Genomic DNA, 15,672 nt, shown 5'->3' with positions numbered 1-15,672 from the left:
TTGTCAGAAGGCGCAGTTGATGAGGACCGGTTCGGGGTGCAGTGTCACGCCGAAGCGGGCGTGCACCGCATCGCGGATGGTGCCGGCCAGGGTGAGCAGGTCGCTGGTGCTGGCGGTGCCGCTGCGGTTGGTGAGGGCGAGGGTGTGCTTGCCGGAGATGGCGACACCACCCGGGCCGGGGTGCCCCTTCTCGAAGCCCGCCTTGTCGATCAGCCAGGCGGCGCTCACCTTGACGGTGTCGTCGCGTCCGGGCCAGGCCGGTGGTTCGCCCAGGTCGGTGGCGCGTTCCCGGAGCAGCTCGTACGTCGCCCGGTCGAGCACGGGGTTGGTGAAGAAGGAGCCGACCGAGCGGGTGTCCGGGTCGGCCGCGTCGAGCACCATGCCCTTGCCGGCGCGCAGTCGCAGCACCGCTGCCCGAGCGTCGGCAAGCGGCACCTGGTCGCCCACCTCGACACCGAGCGCCCGGGCCAACTCGGCGTAGCGCACCGGGCCGGAGAGCGGTGACCGGGTGAGCCGGAAGTCGACCGACAGCACGATCCAGCGGTCCTGGTACTTGAAGATGCTGCCCCGGTAGGCGAAGCCGCATTCGCCGGCCGGGATCAAATGGCGGGTGCCCTCGGCGCGGTCGTACACCTCGACCCCGGTGATCGTCTCGGCGACCTCCTGGCCGTACGCGCCGACGTTCTGGATCGGGGTGGCCCCTGTCGCGCCGGGGATGCCGGAGAGGCATTCCAGGCCGGACCAGCCGTTGGCGACGGTGGCGGCGACCAGGTCGTCCCACGGCTCGCCGGCTTCGACGCGTACGGTGACGGTTTCGGTGTCCTCGGCGACGACCCGCAGGCCCCGGGAGCGCACAAGCACGACGGTGCCGGGGAAGCCGGCGTCACCGATCACCACGTTGCTGCCGCCGGCCAGGACCAGGACCGGTTCGCCCGCGTCCTGGACCGCCCGGACGAGTTCGTCGGCGTCCTCCGTCGCTACGATTCGCCTGGCCGGCCCGCCCATCCGCAGCGTGGTGTGGTGGGCCAGTGGAACCGGGATGGCACGATCGGTTTCGGTTGTCGGCTGGGCATAGGCGTCTGACACGTATCTCACCTTAGGCTGATGTGCAGCCGCAGCACCCATTGGTCGCTCGGCACCCCCGGGAGGATGGCGATGAGCAGACTGCAGGGCAGCAAGGATTTCTGGATTGGGGCACTCCGGACCGAGGGTCCGGCCTTCGCTGCGGCGGTCGCCGAGGCGCCGCCGGAGACACCCGTGCTGTCCTGTCCCGGCTGGACGGTCGGTGATCTCACTCTGCACCTCGCCGGCATCTACCTCTGGGTGGGTTCGTTCGTCGGGTCGGGCGAGACGAGCGCGCCGCCGCCGCGCCCGGAACGGCCGGAGATGCCGCCGGGTGTGAGCCCGCTCCAGCTCTGGCAACAGGGGTACGACCAGCTGATCACCCGGTTCGACGGGCTCGACCCGGAGGCGCCGGCGTGGAACTGGGCGCCGCAGCCGAAGAGGGCGGGCTTCTGGCCACGCCGGATGGCGCACGAGACGGCGGTGCACCGCTGGGACGCCCAGCTCGCCATCGCCTCCGGTGAGCCGATCGAGGCGAAGCTTGCGGCCGACGGGGTGAGCGAGGTGCTGGACACCTGGCTGCCCGCGGGCCGGCGGCGGACGCCTGGCGACTGGCACGGCGTGGTGCAGCTGACGTCGACCGACGCGGAGCAGCAGTGGTATCTGCGGCTGCGCGGCGAGGGGGTGGCGCTGCTGGACACCGCGACCATCTTCGACCACGACGACCATCACGCCCGTGCGCAGGTCAGCGGCACCGCGAGCGACCTGCTGCTGGCGCTCTGGGGCCGGGTCAGCTTCGAAACACTCGACGTGGCCGGGGATCGCGCGCTGTTGGAGGGCTTGCGTACCAGCTGATCTGGTAACGAGCCGAACCGGCTCGACGAGGGCGTCACCCGACGAGGTGGCGCCCTCGTCGCATGTCGGGATCGATTCGGATAACCGAGAGAGCGCTCTCTTGACAGCGGGTCGAGGACCCACCACCCTGTCGTGAGAGCGCTCTCTTGGCTATCGCCATCACCTCACCACCTTGAGAGAGGTCCATATCCCATGGCTGTCTTCCCACGCCGCCGCCTCGCCGCAGTGGCCCTCGCCGCCGCCACCGCCCTCCTCGTCACCGCCGGCTGCGGCGGCGGCGACGACGCCGAAGGAGACGGGCCGACCACGCTGACCGTCGACGTCTTCGGCCAGTTCGGCTACGAAGAGCTCTACAAGGAGTACATGGCCGCGAACCCCGGCGTGAAGATCGTCGAGCGGGGCACCGGCACCAACCTCGACGAATACTCACCGAAGCTGACCCAGTGGCTCGCCGCCGGCCGAGGCGCCGGTGACGTGGTGGCCATCGAGGAAGGCCTCATGGTCGAGTACAAGGCGAACCCCAACAACTTCGTCAACCTGCTGGACCACGGCGCCGCCGACCTCAAGGGCAACTTCCTGGAGTGGAAGTGGAACGCCGGCCTGACCGCCGACGGCAAACAGCTCATCGGCCTCGGCACCGACGTCGGCGGCATCGCCATGTGCTACCGCAAGGACCTGTTCGAGAAGGCCGGCCTGCCCACCGAGCGCGACGCCGTCTCCAAGCTGTGGCCGACCTGGCAGGACTACATCGCCACCGGCGAGAAGTTCGTCGCGGCCAAGACCGGGGCATCCTTCCTCGACGCGGCCACCAACACGTTCAACACCATCCTGCTTCAGACCGCAGGCAACACCACCGGCTACAGCTACTACGACACCAGCGACAACCTGGTCGTCGACAGCAACCCGGCCATCCGGCAGGCCTGGGACACCACGATGGACATCGTCGACTCGGGCCTCTCCGGCAAGTACGGCTCCTGGTCCGAGGAGTGGGTGTCCGCCTTCAAGCAGTCGAAGTTCGCCACAATCGCCTGCCCCGCCTGGATGACCGGGGTCATCGAGAGCAACGCCGGCGCCGGCGCCCAGGGCAAGTGGGACATCGCCAAGGTGCCCGGCAACGGCGGGAACTGGGGCGGCTCGCACCTCGCCGTGCCCAAGCAGAGCAAGCACCAGGCCGAGGCGATCGCGCTTGCCAAGTTCCTGACCAGCGCCAAGGGCCAGATCGGCGCGTTCAAGGCCAAGGGTCCGCTGCCCTCCTCGCCGCAGGCGCTCGACGACCCGGCGATCTCCGGCGCGAGCAACACGTACTTCTCCGGAGCGCCCATCGGCACGATCTTCGGCGCGGGCGCGAAGAGCCTCAAGCCTGTCTACATGGGGCCCAAGAACCAGGCCGTACGCACCGAGGTGGAGAACGCCGTGCGGACCGTGGAACTGGGTCAGCGCAGCCCGGCGCAGGGCTGGACGGACGCGGTGAACAACGCCAAGAAGGCCGCCGCCAAGTAGCCCGAACGAGCGTGTGTGCGGGTCTCCGGCACCGGAGGCCCGCACGCACGGCGAAAGGAGTTCCCGGGCATGACCGTCCAGCTCGACGCCCGCCCGCCGGCCGTACCGGCAGCCGGGCCCCGCCGCCGATCGACGGGTCGGCTCAGCCGGCTCGACACCCGCTACTCGCCGTACCTCTACATTGCCCCGTTCTTCCTGCTCTTCGCGGTCTTCGGGGCCTACCCGCTGGTGTACACCTTCTGGGTTTCGCTGCACGACTGGGACCTGCTCGGCACCGACCACCCGTTCGTCGGCGCGGAGAACTACACCCAACTGCTCGCCGACGCCGACTTCTGGCACGCACTCGTCAACACGATGGGCATCTTCGTGATCTCCACCGTTCCGCAGTTGCTCGCCGCGCTCTGGCTGGCCAACCTGCTGAACCGGGGGCTGCGCGGGCGTACCGGCTGGCGGATGGCGGTGCTCGTCCCGAACGTCACCTCCACGGCGGCCGTGGCGATCGTGTTCGGAGTGCTCTTCGGCCGCGAGTTCGGCATGATCAACTGGATGCTCGACCTGGTCGGCGTGGACGCGATCGAGTGGAAATCCAACCGGCTCGCCTCCTGGGTGGCCATCTCCACAATGGTCGACTGGCGCTGGACCGGCTACAACGCGCTGATCCTCCTGGCCGCGATGCAGGCCATCCCCCGCGACCTGTACGAGGCGGCGGCCATCGACGGCGCCGGCCGGGCCCGACAGTTCTGGTCGGTCACCGTGCCGATGCTCAAGCCGACGATCCTCTTCTGCACCATCATCGCCACCATCGGCGGGTTGCAGCTCTTCACGGAGCCCCGGATGTTCAACTCCGGCACCAACCCGATCCGCGGTGGGCCACTGCGGGAGTCGCAGACCCTGACCATGTACATGTTCGAGAACGCATTCGCGCCGCACTACAACTTCGGGTACGGGTCGGCGGTCGCCTGGGTGCTCTTCGCGCTCATCGCAGTCGTCGCGGCCGTCAACGTGCTGGTGCTGCGCCGGCTGGGCGGTTCCCGGCCGGGCGCCCGGAAGGGAGTCAACCGATGAGCCGGCTCTGGCGGGCCAGCCCGCTCACCTACCTGGCCCTCGTGGTCGCCGCCGGCCTGTCGGTCTTTCCGATCTGGTGGATGTTCGTCGTCGCGAGCCGCACCAACGACGCGATGGGCCAACTGCCGCCGCCGATCACCCCCGGCGGCAACCTCGGCGCCAACATCTCCCGCCTCTTCGACAACGCCGACGCTTACTTCCTTACCGGCCTGATCAACTCGACGGTCGTGGCCACCACCGTGACCGTCTCCGTGGTGTTCTTCTCCAGCCTGGCCGGCTTCGCCTTCGCGAAACTGCGGTTCCGGGGTCGCAACGCGCTGCTGCTGGTGATCATCGCGACGATGATGGTGCCGACCCAGCTCGGCGTGATTCCGCTCTACATGCTCATGAGCAAGCTCCAGTGGAACGACCGGCTGCCCGCCGTGATCGTCCCGGTGCTTGTCACCGGGTTCGGGGTGTTCATGATGCGGCAGTACGCCGGCCAGGCGATCAGCGACGAACTGATCGAGGCGGCCCGGATGGACGGCTGCGGGACCGCCCGGATCTGGTGGCACGTGGTGGTGCCCGCGCTGCGCCCGGCCGCCGCCGTCCTCGGTCTGCTCACGTTCATGACCACCTGGAACGACTTCCTGTGGCCGTACGCTGTGCTGAACGACCCGGCGAACCCCACCGTGCAGCTCTCCCTGCGAGCGCTGTCGGACGGCTACTACCAGGACATGTCGCAGGTGTTCACCGGGACGGCCATCGCGACGCTGCCCCTACTGCTGGTCTTCGTGCTGTTCGGGCGGCAGATCATCGGTGGGATCATGGAAGGTGCGGTCAAGGCGTGAACGAACTCCGATTTCCCGAGCATTTCCTCTGGGGAGCGGCCACCGCCGCGTACCAGATCGAGGGCGCGGCCCACGACGACGGACGCGGCCCGTCCATCTGGGACACCTTCAGCCGCACACCCGGCAAGGTTTACCAGGGCCACACCGGCGACGTCGCCTGCGACCACTACCACCGGTACGCCGACGACGTGGCGATCATGGCCGAGCTGGGATTGCGGGCGTACCGGTTCTCGGTCGCCTGGCCCCGGATCCAGCCCGACGGCACCGGCCCGGTCAACACGCGCGGGCTGGACTTCTACGACCGGCTGACCGACACCCTCCTCGCCCGGGGAATCGATCCGATCATCACTCTCTACCACTGGGACCTGCCGCAGTCCCTCGGCGACCGTGGTGGCTGGACCAACCGGGACACCGCCGAGCACTTCGCCACGTACGCCACAGCCGTGTACGGCCGCCTCGGCGACCGGGTGGACGTGTGGACCACGCTCAACGAGCCGTGGTGCTCGGCGTACCTCGGCTACGGCAACGGTGTGCACGCTCCGGGTGAACAGGACCCGGCGGCGGCGTTCACCGCCGTACACCATCTGCTGCTCGGGCACGGCCTGGCGGCGCGGGCGCTGCGGTCGGCCGGGGCACGCAGCGTCGGCATCACGCTCAATCCGGCCGACGTGCGGCCGGCGGATCCGCAGAGCGCTGCCGACGCCGCAGCGGTCCGCCTGGTCGACGGCCTGCACAACCGGATCTTCCTGGACCCGTTGCTGGCCGGCGGCTACCCGGACGACGTACGGGAGCATGTGGCCCGCATCGTCGAGCCGACGTTCATCCGCGACGGCGACGAGAAGCTGATCGCCGCCCCGATCGACCTGCTCGGGATCAACTACTACCAGCCCGGCTACGTCGCCGGCCGGCCCGACGGCGAGGGCAACCCCGCGTACCCGGGCACCGAGGGCGCTGTGCACTTCCTGCCGCCGACCGGGCCGCTCACCGACATGGGTTGGATGATCGAACCCGCCGGACTGACCCGGCTCCTCGAACGGATCGCCACCGACTATCCCGGGGTGCCACTGCTCATCACCGAGAACGGCGCGGCGTTCCCCGACAAGCCAGGCGTCGAGCAGGCCGGTGGGCCTGGGCAGGTGATCGACACCGACCGGATCGCGTACCTCGACGGGCACCTGCGCGCCGCTCACGAAGCGATCTCCCGGGGCGTGGACCTGCGCGGTTATCTCGTATGGTCATTCCTGGACAACTTCGAGTGGGCGGAGGGCTACCGCAAGCGGTTCGGGATCGTGCACGTCGACTACCTGACCCAGCGGCGCACACCGAAGGCCAGCGCCCGGTGGTACCAGGAGGTGATCTCCCGGAACGGGCTGTGACGAGCGGGGGTGGGGAGTCGCGATGACGACGGCGCAACGGCCGACGTTGGAAGCGGTGGCGGCACGGGCCGGTGTGTCCCGGGCCACCGTCTCCCGGGTGGTCAACGGCTCCACCACCGTCGCCGAGCCCATCCGGGAGGCCGTCAACCGGGCCGTCGCCGAACTGGGGTACGTGCCCAACCTGGCCGCCCGCAGCCTGGTCACCCAACGCACCGACTCGATCGCGCTTGTCATGCCGGAGGCGGCCACCCGGGTCTTCTCCGACGACCAGGTGTTTCCCGGCATCATCCGCGGCGTCAGCCAGGAGTTGGAGACCGCCGACAAGCAGCTCGTGCTGATGCTTGCCGGCTCCCCCGCCGGGCACCACCGGGTCGAACGGTTCACCACCGGCCGGCACGTCGACGGGGTGCTCTTCGCCTCGCTGCACGGCGCCGATCCGCTGCCCGGGACGCTGGCCCGGCTCGGCATCCCGGTGGTGTGCAGCGGCCGACCGCTCGGCGACGTGCCGGTGCCGTACGTGGACGTCGACCACGTCGGTGGCGTCACCGCAGCCGTACGCCACCTGATCGACAGCGGTCGGCGGCGGATCGCCACGATCGCCGGCCCACAGGACATGGTCGCCGGCATCGAACGGCTCCGCGGCTACCGGGAGACGGTCGCCGCCGCCGGCCTGCCCGAGCTGATCGCCGTCGGTGACTTCACAAGGGAATCCGGTGCGGAGGCCACGCGCCGGCTGCTCAGCGAGCACCCCGACATGGACGCCGTGTTCGCCGCCTCCGACCTGATGGCGCACGCGGCCCTGCGGACGCTTCGCGAGGCCGGGCGGCAGGTGCCGGAGGACGTGGCGGTGGTCGGTTTCGACGACATCGAGACCGCCGCGTACACCGAGCCGCCGCTGACCACCGTCCGGCAGCCCATTGTGGAGATCGGTCGCCAGATGACCCGGCAGCTGCTCCGGCTGGCCGCCGGCGAGACCATCGAGCAGGCGATCATGCTCCCCACCGAGCTGATCCTGCGCGAATCGGCCTGACCGCCCGCCCACCGCACCCCAAGATCCGCACAACCGCCTGCGACCGGGGTCGACAGAGCGGTTAATCCATCGCTCTGGTGCTCGATCCTCGCTAGCCTCGCCGACATGCCGGATGCCGTCGCGCTGCTGCACGTCCCCGCTCTCTCCCGCGTCGCCGAGTACGCGTACGCGGCCACCGTCGAGTCGCCCGCCCGGCTGGTGTTCACCGCCGGCGCGTGCCCGCTGGACGCCGACGGGCGTACCGTCGCGCCCGGTGACCACGCGGCGCAGGCGCGGCAGGTGATGGCGAACCTGGAGGCCGCACTCGCGGCAGCCGGCGCCGCCCTCACCGACGTGGTCAAGACCACCGTCTACGTGGCGTCCTCCCGGCAGGCGGATCTGGTGACCGCCTGGGAGGTCGTGCGGGACCGCTTCGGCGACCACGACCCGCCAAGCACCCTGCTGGGGGTCGCCGTGCTCGGCTACACCGACCAGCTCGTCGAGGTCGAGGCCGTCGCCGCCGTACGGACGGGGGCCTGACGTGCGGATCCGCGTGGCGCAGCCGGACGACGCACCGACCGTGGTGGCGCTGCGGGCGACGGTCTACCCGTACCTGGTGCGCGGGGTCGAGTCCACCCGCAAGATGATCGCCGAGCCACCGCCCACCCCGGGCTGGACCGCCCTGGTGGCCGAGGTCGACGGCCAGGTGGTCGGCTGGGTGACCGCTGAGCGCGACAACTCGACGTCAACGGCGAACTTCGGCAACATCAACCTGCTGCACGTCCACCCCGGGCACCGGCGGCGCGGCATCGGCACCGCGCTGCTGGCCGCCGCGACCGGGCACCTCGTCCCGCTGGGCGTCCGCCGGGTCCGGGCCTGGGCGCAGCCGGAGGCGCTGCCCTTCGCCCGCCGGCACGGCTTCGAGCCGAGCCGGGAGATGCGGTACTCGGCACTCGACCTCGACTCGCTGCCCGCGCTTCCCGACCCACCTCCGGGGGTACGCCTGCGCCCGATCGCCGAGGTGGACCCGCATCTGATCTACGCGGCGGACGTGGCGGCGGCCGTCGACGAACCGGGCGACGTGCCGGTGGACGCGATGAGCTACCAGAGCTGGCAGTACGACGTGTGGGACAACGTCGGGCTGGACAAGATGGCCAGCACTGCCGCCGAGGTCGACGGCGAGGTGGCCGCCTTCAGTCTGGTGAAGCGGGACGGTGACCGGATGTGGTCGGACTTCACCGCTAGTGTCCCGGTGTACCGGGGTCGAGGGCTTGCCCGGCTGGCCAAGACGGCGGCGCTGCACCTGGCCGCCGCTGCGGGCGTCCGTGTGGCGTACACGTCGAACGACGAGGCGAACGCGCCGATGCTGGCGATCAACGCCCGGTTGGGTTACCGGCCGGTCGCGGCCCAGTGGTCCTGCCTTGCCGACCTGATCTGACGTCGGGTGCGGCGGCCGGGCCTCAGGCGCTGTCGCGGTCGAGGTACGGGCTGAGGAGTTCGCGGCCGAGGCGCGTCGCTGCCCGCAGGGAAAGCCCTCCCTCGATCATCCGGCTGAGGGCGTAGACGATCGACTGGACAAGTTCGGCCATCCGGACCGGGTCCGAGGAGCCGTGGTCGGTGAGCGCGGTGCGCAGCGGGGCTTCCAGGCGGTCGTGCATGAGTCGGCTGGAGCTGGCGAGTGCCTCACTGCTGCTCGCCGACGCCAGGGCGCGGGCCAGAGCGTGATCGCCCCGGGCAACCAGTTGCAGGTTGGAATCCACGTACGCCTGGATCTTCTGCCCGGGTGTCGTGGCGGCGTCCATGCGCTTCTCGACGTAGGCCGACCAGCGGGGGAACGTGTCGGTGACCAGGGCGTCGAACATGTCGGCGCGGGACTTGAAGTAGGAGTAGACGCTGGAGCGGGCGAGGCCGGCGTGCTGGGCGACCTCGGCCAGGCCGGGGATCCGCTCGGGGTGTTCTGACAGCAGGGTGCGGGCCGCGTCGAGCAAGGCGGCGCGTTGGGATGCCCGGTGCTCGGCGACGGTCGGAGCCTGGATCTTCGGCACGCCGTCCTCCCTGTTCCGGATGGACGTGACCTTCTCCTGCGCCCCGCCCGCACCCTGCCGTCGTGGTTCAGCTGGTGGCGGCGAGCTTGCCGTCGACCATCTCGTAGACGGTGTCACAGTATTGCAGCACATCGTGGTCGTGAGTGACCATGACCACCGCGACCGAACGCTGCCGGGCCTCATGGGCCAGGAGCTTCACGATGTCGTGGCTGCGTGCCCGGTCCAGAGCCGCGGTCGGTTCGTCGACGAGCAGCACGCTCGGCTCGGTGACAAGCGCGCGGGCGATGCCGACCCGCTGGCGCTCGCCGCCCGACAGCTGGTGCGGGCGACGGTCGGCCTTGTCCGCCATTCCGACGTCCGCGAGCAACTCCATCGGGTCCCGGCCGGACCGCTCCGATCGCGGCCCCAGGCGCAGCGGCAACCGCAGCTGGTCGGCGGCGGTCAGCGCGGGCAGCAGGTTGCCCGACTGGAACACGAAGCCCACGTGCTTGCGGCGCAGGGCAGTCCGCGTGCGGCGGCTCGGCACGGTCATGTCCTGACCGGCCACTGTGACAGTGCCCTCATCGGGTCGGGCCAGGCCACCGGCGACGGCGAGCAGACTGGACTTGCCGGCACCGGACGGACCCACGACGGCGGCGAGTTCACCGGGTCGCACCGTCAGATCCACGTTGTCGAGCGCCTGCACGGTCTCGGCGGCGTTGCCGTGCCGCAGGGACACCGCGCGCATCACCAATCCGAGACGCTCGGACGCGTCGTCGGTGGGTGTGGTCGCGGCGGTCGAAGCGGAATGCCTGCTCATCGGTTACCTCCCAGAGCGGTGGCCGGGTCGACAGAGGTGATGCGGATGACGGCAGCACCGGCTCCGACCAGGCCGAGGACGATGAGGCCGATGCCGGCGATGGAGATGCTCGGCATGCTCAACGCGAACGGAATGCCGCTGCCCGTGATGAGGGCGCCGAGCGCGAGGCCGATCCCGACGCCGATCGCGACGGCGGCAGCCAACAGCACGAACGCCTGCGTGAGAGCGTCACGCAACACCCAGCCGGTCGAGGCGCCCAGTGCCCGCAGAACGGCAACCTCGGGCTTGCGCTGGATCGCCCACACCGCGAAGAACGCTCCGGCCACCAGCGCCGAGATCGCGTACAGGAATCCCTGGATCAGTTGCAGGGTCGTCGTCTCGGCGGTGTAGCCCGGCGAGGCGCCGTAGGACTCCTTCAGGGTGAGGCTCTCGGTGCCCGCGGCGGTGTCACCGGCGGCCATGTCGAGGGACTTCCCGTCCTCCGCGCGGATCGCCACCGCCGTGATCTCCGTTGCGGCGCGCTGCGGCAACTCGGCCTCGGGAGGGGTGCCGGACTTGATGGCCTGCCACGCCGCCAACGGCACGTACGCGACGTCCACGTGCCCGAACGTGTCCTGCTGCTCGGTGACACCGACGACCCGCAACCGCGTGCCGAGCCTGTCGATGGTGACGATGTCGCCCATCTGCAAGCCCGCGTCCAGCGCGGTCGGGCTCACAACGATCCCGTCCGCCGTGCCCAACCGGTCGCCCTGGCTGACCGCTGGCGACAGGAACGAGTCGGGCAGGACGCCGAACAGCGCCAGGTCCACCTCGGTTCCCCGGTCGGTACGCGTGTTCACGAGCGTGTTGCCGAACGGCGTCGCGTCCGCGACTCCCGGCTGGGCAGCCCACGTCTCCACCGCCGACAGGTCAACGACGCTACGGGAGAACGCGGAGTCCTTCTGGACGTCCTTCGCGAAGGCGAATGAGGTGACCGGCAGGTTCTGGAGCCCGGACACACCGTCACGGACCAGCCCCACCGACAGCCCTGACAGCATCACCATCAAAACGGCGATCAGCGCGATCACGGCGCCCATCAGAACGAACCGCAGCCGGGCGAAGTTCAACTCACGTATCGCGAGGAACATCAGCGCCCACCCTCGTGGATTGTCGACATCATGTCGACATGTTATCAACACCTTGTCGGCAAAGACGACGAGGTGGCTGTCTCTCCCGCCACACCGCGGCCTGCGGAAACGGCATGGCGGAGCGACAACGGACAGCCGTGATCACGGGCACTGCCGCAGAGGTGACGGTTCAGGCAGCGTCAAAGACGCGGCGGGCCACAGCGTGGGTGTCCGCGCCGAACAGCACCAGGCGCGCCTCGGCGACGGTTGCGGGCGTGGCCGAGCGCAGCACCGACAGCGCCTGACCGACCGCGTCGTCGACCGGCCAGCCGTAGATGCCCGAGGAGATCAACGGAAAGGCGAGCGTGACCGCCCCCAACTCGTCGGCCACCCGCAGACTGTTCGCGTAGCAGTCCCGCAACAGCGCCGAGCGGTCCTCGTCTGCCGACCAGACCGGCCCGACGGTGTGGATCACCCAGCGGGCCGGCAACTCGCCGGCCGTGGTCGCCACCGCCTGTCCGGTGGGAAGGCCCCGGCCGTACCGGGACGCCCGCAGCGCCCGACACTCCTCCAGAATCGCCGGACCGCCGCGCCGGTGGATGGCGCCGTCGACCCCACCGCCGCCCAGCAGTGACGAGTTGGCCGCGTTGACCACGGCGTCCACCCGCTGGGCGGTGATGTCCCCCTCGACCAGGACGATCTCCACGTCAGCCCTCCACAGCCGGTCTACCGGATGGCGGCGCGGACAGCGGGCCGTCGATCGACTGGCCGAGCGAGCGGCGGGCAAGCAGGGCGGCGCCCGCCACCGCCGCCGGCATGATCAGCACGGCACCCAGCGGAATGAGGAAGCAGAGGAAGACCGCCACCCCGAACCCCAGTGCTGTGGGCCGGTCGGCCTTGAGGATCGCCCGGCGCTGCGGCAGCCGCATGCCCCGCCTGTAGAACGGCGCGCCGACCAACTCGACGGCGAGGAACCAGCCACCCACCGCCGCCCCGATCACAGGCACCACGGTCTGCCCCACGACCGGAATGAAACCGGCCACGAAGAGCGGGATACCGACAAGCAGCGAGAGGGCGACCAGACGTGCGGAGTCGGCGAGGCTGCGGCGCAGCGACGGCCAGAACGGCACCTCCACGGCGTTCGGCGTTCCGCCGTACCGCTCCTCCACCCGCTCGGAGATCTTCTCGTAGAACGGGTCGCCGATGACCAGTGTGACCGCCGTGAAGGTGAGCACACCGACAAGCCCGCCGATGCCCAGGATGGCCACTCCGGCGATCACCCGGGCCAGGCTGCGCACGGTGCCCGACCAGTCATCGGCGAACGGCGTGACGAGCGCGGCCAGGTCGTCCACGAACCACACGAGGGTGGCGAACGCGCCGAGGAACAGCACACCGGAGATCAGCGCCGGGATGACGCCCAGCAGCATCAGACCGGGGTTGCGCACATAGAGGCCGAGGCCACGAAGGAGCAGGCCCGCTCCGGAGAGGAATCGGCCGAGGGACCCGGTGACCGGGCGGGCGATGCTGCTGACATCCACGACCGAAGAGCCTAGATGAGCGGGGCCGCGCACGCCGGTCTAGCAGGCGACCGGAGGTGGGTCGGGTGGCGGCGACAGCCGCTCCATCCTGTTCCAACCGGACCAGCCGCGCTCGCGCATCAACTCCCACAGCCGCTCCACCCGCGGGTCGGACTCCAGAGCGAGAGCGTCGATCAGGTCATGCGGGAGGTCGTCGGATGCCTCGTCGCTGGCAATGACAGTTCCGGCGTTGTACGCCTGCTCGGCCAGGGACGCCATGATGTCGGCGACCTCCACCATCCGCGAGTCGTCGTCCTCCGTGCTGTCGAAGATTTCCGACAACAACTGGTAGAGCCGGACGATCTGCGGGTCATCGAGCTCGGCGACCTTCGCGGGCATCCATTCGCTGATGCGGTGGGGCCAGCGCGCCGCAACCAGGATCCACCCGTCCCGTTCCGCCTCGACAAGCCGCTTCGACGCACCGATCCGGCGCAGCTGGTCCAGATAGGAGACCACCTCCGGCGGCAGCGCCAGGCTGTCCCCCGCACTGAGCTGCGCGATGTGCCTGCGGCTGGTCTCCAGCCTCTCGATCTCGTCGCGCAGGTGGTCGTCGATCGCCCGAACCGCCTCGGCGAAGCCCTTCGCGTCGGCTTCGAGCATCCGGCTGATCTGCGATCGCGGCACACCGGCGTCGGCGAGCGTACGGATCTTGATGAGGGACACGACAGCTGTCGCGCCGTAACGGCGGTAACCCGAAGCGTCCCGTTCCGGCTCGGGCAGCAGCCCGATCTGGTGATAGTGCCGCACCGCCCGCACCGTGACGCCCGCGTACGCCGCGAGTTGCCCGATCGTCAGCATGCTCCCGATCCTGCCCTCGGCCGACCCGGTCCGACGCCCCTGTTCAGGAGATCCGGCGCCGGTAGGACATGGTGGCGAAGAGATAGGCGACGACGAGGATGCCGACGCACCAGGCGAGAGCGGTCCAGATGTCGGCACCGACCGGCTGAGACGTGAACAGGTCCCGGATCGCGTTGACGATTGAGGTCACCGGCTGGTGCTCGGCGAAGGCGCGTACCGGGCCAGGCATGGTGCCGGTGGGCACGAAGGCCGAGCTGATGAACGGCAGGAAGATGAGCGGGTAGGAGAACGCGCTCGCACCGTCGGCGGACTTCGCGCTGAGGCCCGGGATCACGGCGATCCAGGTCAGCGCCAGGGTGAACAGGATGAGGATGCCGGCGACCGCGAGCCAGGCCAGCACTCCGGCACCCGAGCGGAAGCCCATGGCCAGGGCGACGAGGACGACGACCACGAGCGAGATCACATTGGCGACCAGCGAGGTAAGGACGTGCGCCCACAGCACGGCAGGCCGGGCGATCGGCATGGACTGGAAGCGCTCGAAGATCCCGCCCTGCATGTCGAGGAAGAGCCGGAACGCGGTGTACGAGATACCCGAGGCGATCGTGATGATCAGGATGCCGGGCAGCAGGTAGTTGACGTACGAGTCGGTCCCGGTCTCGATCGCGCCGCCGAAGACGTACACGAACAGCAGCATGAAGGCGATCGGCATGACAGCGGTGGTGATGATGGTGTCCGGGCTGCGGCTGATGTGCCGCAGGGAACGGCCCAGCAGGACGCCGGTGTCGCCGAGGAAGTACTTGTTCATCGTTGTCCCTTGTCCGTTCTGGCACCGACGAGGCTGAGGAAGACGTCCTCAAGGGTCGGCCGCTTTTCGACGTACTCGATCTCGGCGGGTGGCAGGAGTTGTCTGAGCTCGTCGAGGGTGCCGTTGACGACGATCCGACCCTCGTGCAGGATCGCGATCCGGTCGGCGAGCTGCTCGGCCTCGTCGAGGTACTGGGTGGTGAGCAGCACTGTCGTGCCGCCCTGTGCGAGTTCCCTGACGGCGTGCCACACCTCGATGCGCGCCTCCGGGTCCAGCCCGGTCGTGGGCTCGTCGAGGAAGATGACCGGCGGATTCCCGATGAGGCTCATCGCGATGTCCAGGCGGCGGCGCATACCACCTGAGTACGTCGCCACCCTGCGGTTGGCCGTCTCGGTCAGCGAGAAGCGCCTCAGCAGGTCGTCCGCTATCGCACCCGGGCCCGTGAGGTGCCGCAGCCTGGCTACCAGGACGAGGTTCTCCCGCCCGGTGAGGATCTCGTCGACCGCCGCGAACTGTCCGGTGAGGCTGATGGCAGCGCGTACGTCGGCGGCCCGGGTCCGGACATCGAAGCCGTTGACCTGGGCGATCCCGGCGTCGGCCCGGAGCAGCGTGGACAGGATCTTCACCACTGTGGTCTTGCCGGCGCCGTTCGAGCCGAGCAGGGCGAAGATGTCGCCCCGGGCCACGTCGAGGTCCACGCCCCGCAGGACCTTCACCTGCCCGAACGATTTCTCCAGGCCCTGTACGGAGATGGCGGTCTGCTCGACCTGACCGGTCGTCGGCGGAATGCTCATGACGCTCAGCATGGAGGGTTGACGCAGCGTCAAGGTCAAGCCGACATCAAC

The 15,672-nt window shown here is 69.7% G+C and carries 17 protein-coding genes; 8 read left to right on the top strand and 9 right to left on the bottom strand.

Features of this window, described 5'->3' with window-relative positions; genetic code table 11:
• Positions 1–3 precede the first annotated feature (3 nt).
• Positions 4–1,086, bottom strand: coding sequence for a UDP-N-acetylmuramate dehydrogenase (locus ACLQ23_RS07935; protein WP_355632082.1), 1,083 nt, complete (start codon positions 1,084–1,086; stop codon positions 4–6).
• A 69-nt stretch (positions 1,087–1,155) separates the two neighbouring features.
• Here ACLQ23_RS07935 and ACLQ23_RS07930 point away from each other — a divergent pair, with 69 nt between their 5' ends.
• The 8 genes from ACLQ23_RS07930 (at position 1,156) to ACLQ23_RS07895 (ending at position 9,135) form a co-directional block, all read left to right on the top strand.
• On the top strand, positions 1,156–1,917 hold the full coding sequence (locus ACLQ23_RS07930) for a maleylpyruvate isomerase family mycothiol-dependent enzyme (RefSeq protein ID WP_355589654.1): 762 nt from the start codon (positions 1,156–1,158) through the stop codon (positions 1,915–1,917).
• 192 nt (positions 1,918–2,109) lie between these two features.
• Positions 2,110–3,417, top strand: a complete 1,308-nt coding sequence (locus tag ACLQ23_RS07925; RefSeq protein WP_425880484.1) for an ABC transporter substrate-binding protein — start codon at positions 2,110–2,112, stop codon at positions 3,415–3,417.
• A 69-nt stretch (positions 3,418–3,486) separates the two neighbouring features.
• Entirely contained in the window at positions 3,487–4,482 is a 996-nt protein-coding gene (locus ACLQ23_RS07920) for a carbohydrate ABC transporter permease (protein WP_425880483.1), read from the top strand.
• Positions 4,479–5,312, top strand: a complete 834-nt coding sequence (locus ACLQ23_RS07915) for a carbohydrate ABC transporter permease (RefSeq protein WP_355589660.1) — start codon at positions 4,479–4,481, stop codon at positions 5,310–5,312. The genes ACLQ23_RS07920 and ACLQ23_RS07915 overlap by 4 nt, the downstream gene beginning before the upstream one ends.
• A complete protein-coding gene (locus tag ACLQ23_RS07910) occupies positions 5,309–6,688 on the top strand; it encodes a GH1 family beta-glucosidase (RefSeq protein WP_355589662.1) in 1,380 nt (459 codons plus the stop codon). The genes ACLQ23_RS07915 and ACLQ23_RS07910 overlap by 4 nt, the downstream gene beginning before the upstream one ends.
• Before the next feature lie 22 nt (positions 6,689–6,710).
• Positions 6,711–7,718 (top strand): LacI family DNA-binding transcriptional regulator, encoded by a 1,008-nt coding sequence (locus ACLQ23_RS07905; RefSeq protein WP_425735113.1) that lies wholly within the window; start codon positions 6,711–6,713, stop codon positions 7,716–7,718.
• Positions 7,719–7,823: 105 nt separating this feature from the next.
• Positions 7,824–8,237: a RidA family protein gene (locus ACLQ23_RS07900; RefSeq protein ID WP_425735112.1), complete on the top strand. Its 414-nt coding sequence runs from the start codon at positions 7,824–7,826 to the stop codon at positions 8,235–8,237.
• A 1-nt stretch (position 8,238) separates the two neighbouring features.
• Positions 8,239–9,135, top strand: a complete 897-nt coding sequence (locus ACLQ23_RS07895; protein ID WP_425735111.1) for a GNAT family N-acetyltransferase — start codon at positions 8,239–8,241, stop codon at positions 9,133–9,135.
• Between the two features lie 22 nt (positions 9,136–9,157).
• Here ACLQ23_RS07895 and ACLQ23_RS07890 read toward each other — a convergent pair whose 3' ends face one another.
• From ACLQ23_RS07890 to ACLQ23_RS07855, 8 genes are all read right to left on the bottom strand, one after another.
• Positions 9,158–9,742: a TetR/AcrR family transcriptional regulator gene (locus ACLQ23_RS07890; RefSeq protein WP_425735110.1), complete on the bottom strand. Its 585-nt coding sequence runs from the start codon at positions 9,740–9,742 to the stop codon at positions 9,158–9,160.
• 67 nt (positions 9,743–9,809) lie between these two features.
• Positions 9,810–10,541: an ABC transporter ATP-binding protein gene (locus tag ACLQ23_RS07885; RefSeq protein WP_355589670.1), complete on the bottom strand. Its 732-nt coding sequence runs from the start codon at positions 10,539–10,541 to the stop codon at positions 9,810–9,812.
• Positions 10,538–11,668, bottom strand: a complete 1,131-nt coding sequence (locus ACLQ23_RS07880; protein WP_355589672.1) for an ABC transporter permease — start codon at positions 11,666–11,668, stop codon at positions 10,538–10,540. The genes ACLQ23_RS07885 and ACLQ23_RS07880 overlap by 4 nt, the downstream gene beginning before the upstream one ends.
• 169 nt (positions 11,669–11,837) lie before the next feature.
• On the bottom strand, positions 11,838–12,353 hold the full coding sequence (locus ACLQ23_RS07875; RefSeq protein WP_355589674.1) for an O-acetyl-ADP-ribose deacetylase: 516 nt from the start codon (positions 12,351–12,353) through the stop codon (positions 11,838–11,840).
• A gap of 1 nt (position 12,354) precedes the next feature.
• The gene (locus ACLQ23_RS07870; protein WP_425735109.1) at positions 12,355–13,185 is read right to left on the bottom strand and encodes an EI24 domain-containing protein; all 831 of its coding nucleotides are present in this window, start codon (positions 13,183–13,185) and stop codon (positions 12,355–12,357) included.
• 39 nt (positions 13,186–13,224) lie between these two features.
• A complete protein-coding gene (locus ACLQ23_RS07865; protein WP_355589678.1) occupies positions 13,225–14,022 on the bottom strand; it encodes a MerR family transcriptional regulator in 798 nt (265 codons plus the stop codon).
• Between the two features lie 43 nt (positions 14,023–14,065).
• Positions 14,066–14,827, bottom strand: coding sequence for an ABC transporter permease (locus ACLQ23_RS07860; protein ID WP_355632504.1), 762 nt, complete (start codon positions 14,825–14,827; stop codon positions 14,066–14,068).
• On the bottom strand, positions 14,824–15,621 hold the full coding sequence (locus ACLQ23_RS07855) for an ABC transporter ATP-binding protein (protein ID WP_355632501.1): 798 nt from the start codon (positions 15,619–15,621) through the stop codon (positions 14,824–14,826). The genes ACLQ23_RS07860 and ACLQ23_RS07855 overlap by 4 nt, the downstream gene beginning before the upstream one ends.
• Positions 15,622–15,672 lie beyond the last annotated feature (51 nt).

It is taken from the genome of Micromonospora sp. DT41, from assembly GCF_049841715.1.
Taxonomy (GTDB): domain Bacteria; phylum Actinomycetota; class Actinomycetes; order Mycobacteriales; family Micromonosporaceae; genus Micromonospora; species Micromonospora profundi.
The sequence above is the reverse complement of the archived record's forward strand: the minus strand, read 5'-3'. Positions and strand labels throughout refer to the sequence as shown.

Coding starts and splice junctions, on each gene's coding strand:
- ACLQ23_RS07930 (WP_355589654.1), top strand. CDS start 1,156: ATGAGCAGACTGCAGGGCAGCAAGGATTTCTGGATTGGGGCACTCCGG.
- ACLQ23_RS07925 (WP_425880484.1), top strand. CDS start 2,110: ATGGCTGTCTTCCCACGCCGCCGCCTCGCCGCAGTGGCCCTCGCCGCC.
- ACLQ23_RS07920 (WP_425880483.1), top strand. CDS start 3,487: ATGACCGTCCAGCTCGACGCCCGCCCGCCGGCCGTACCGGCAGCCGGG.
- ACLQ23_RS07915 (WP_355589660.1), top strand. CDS start 4,479: ATGAGCCGGCTCTGGCGGGCCAGCCCGCTCACCTACCTGGCCCTCGTG.
- ACLQ23_RS07905 (WP_425735113.1), top strand. CDS start 6,711: ATGACGACGGCGCAACGGCCGACGTTGGAAGCGGTGGCGGCACGGGCC.
- ACLQ23_RS07900 (WP_425735112.1), top strand. CDS start 7,824: ATGCCGGATGCCGTCGCGCTGCTGCACGTCCCCGCTCTCTCCCGCGTC.
- ACLQ23_RS07885 (WP_355589670.1), bottom strand. CDS start 10,541: ATGAGCAGGCATTCCGCTTCGACCGCCGCGACCACACCCACCGACGAC.
- ACLQ23_RS07880 (WP_355589672.1), bottom strand. CDS start 11,668: ATGTTCCTCGCGATACGTGAGTTGAACTTCGCCCGGCTGCGGTTCGTT.
- ACLQ23_RS07865 (WP_355589678.1), bottom strand. CDS start 14,022: ATGCTGACGATCGGGCAACTCGCGGCGTACGCGGGCGTCACGGTGCGG.
- ACLQ23_RS07860 (WP_355632504.1), bottom strand. CDS start 14,827: ATGAACAAGTACTTCCTCGGCGACACCGGCGTCCTGCTGGGCCGTTCC.
- ACLQ23_RS07855 (WP_355632501.1), bottom strand. CDS start 15,621: ATGAGCATTCCGCCGACGACCGGTCAGGTCGAGCAGACCGCCATCTCC.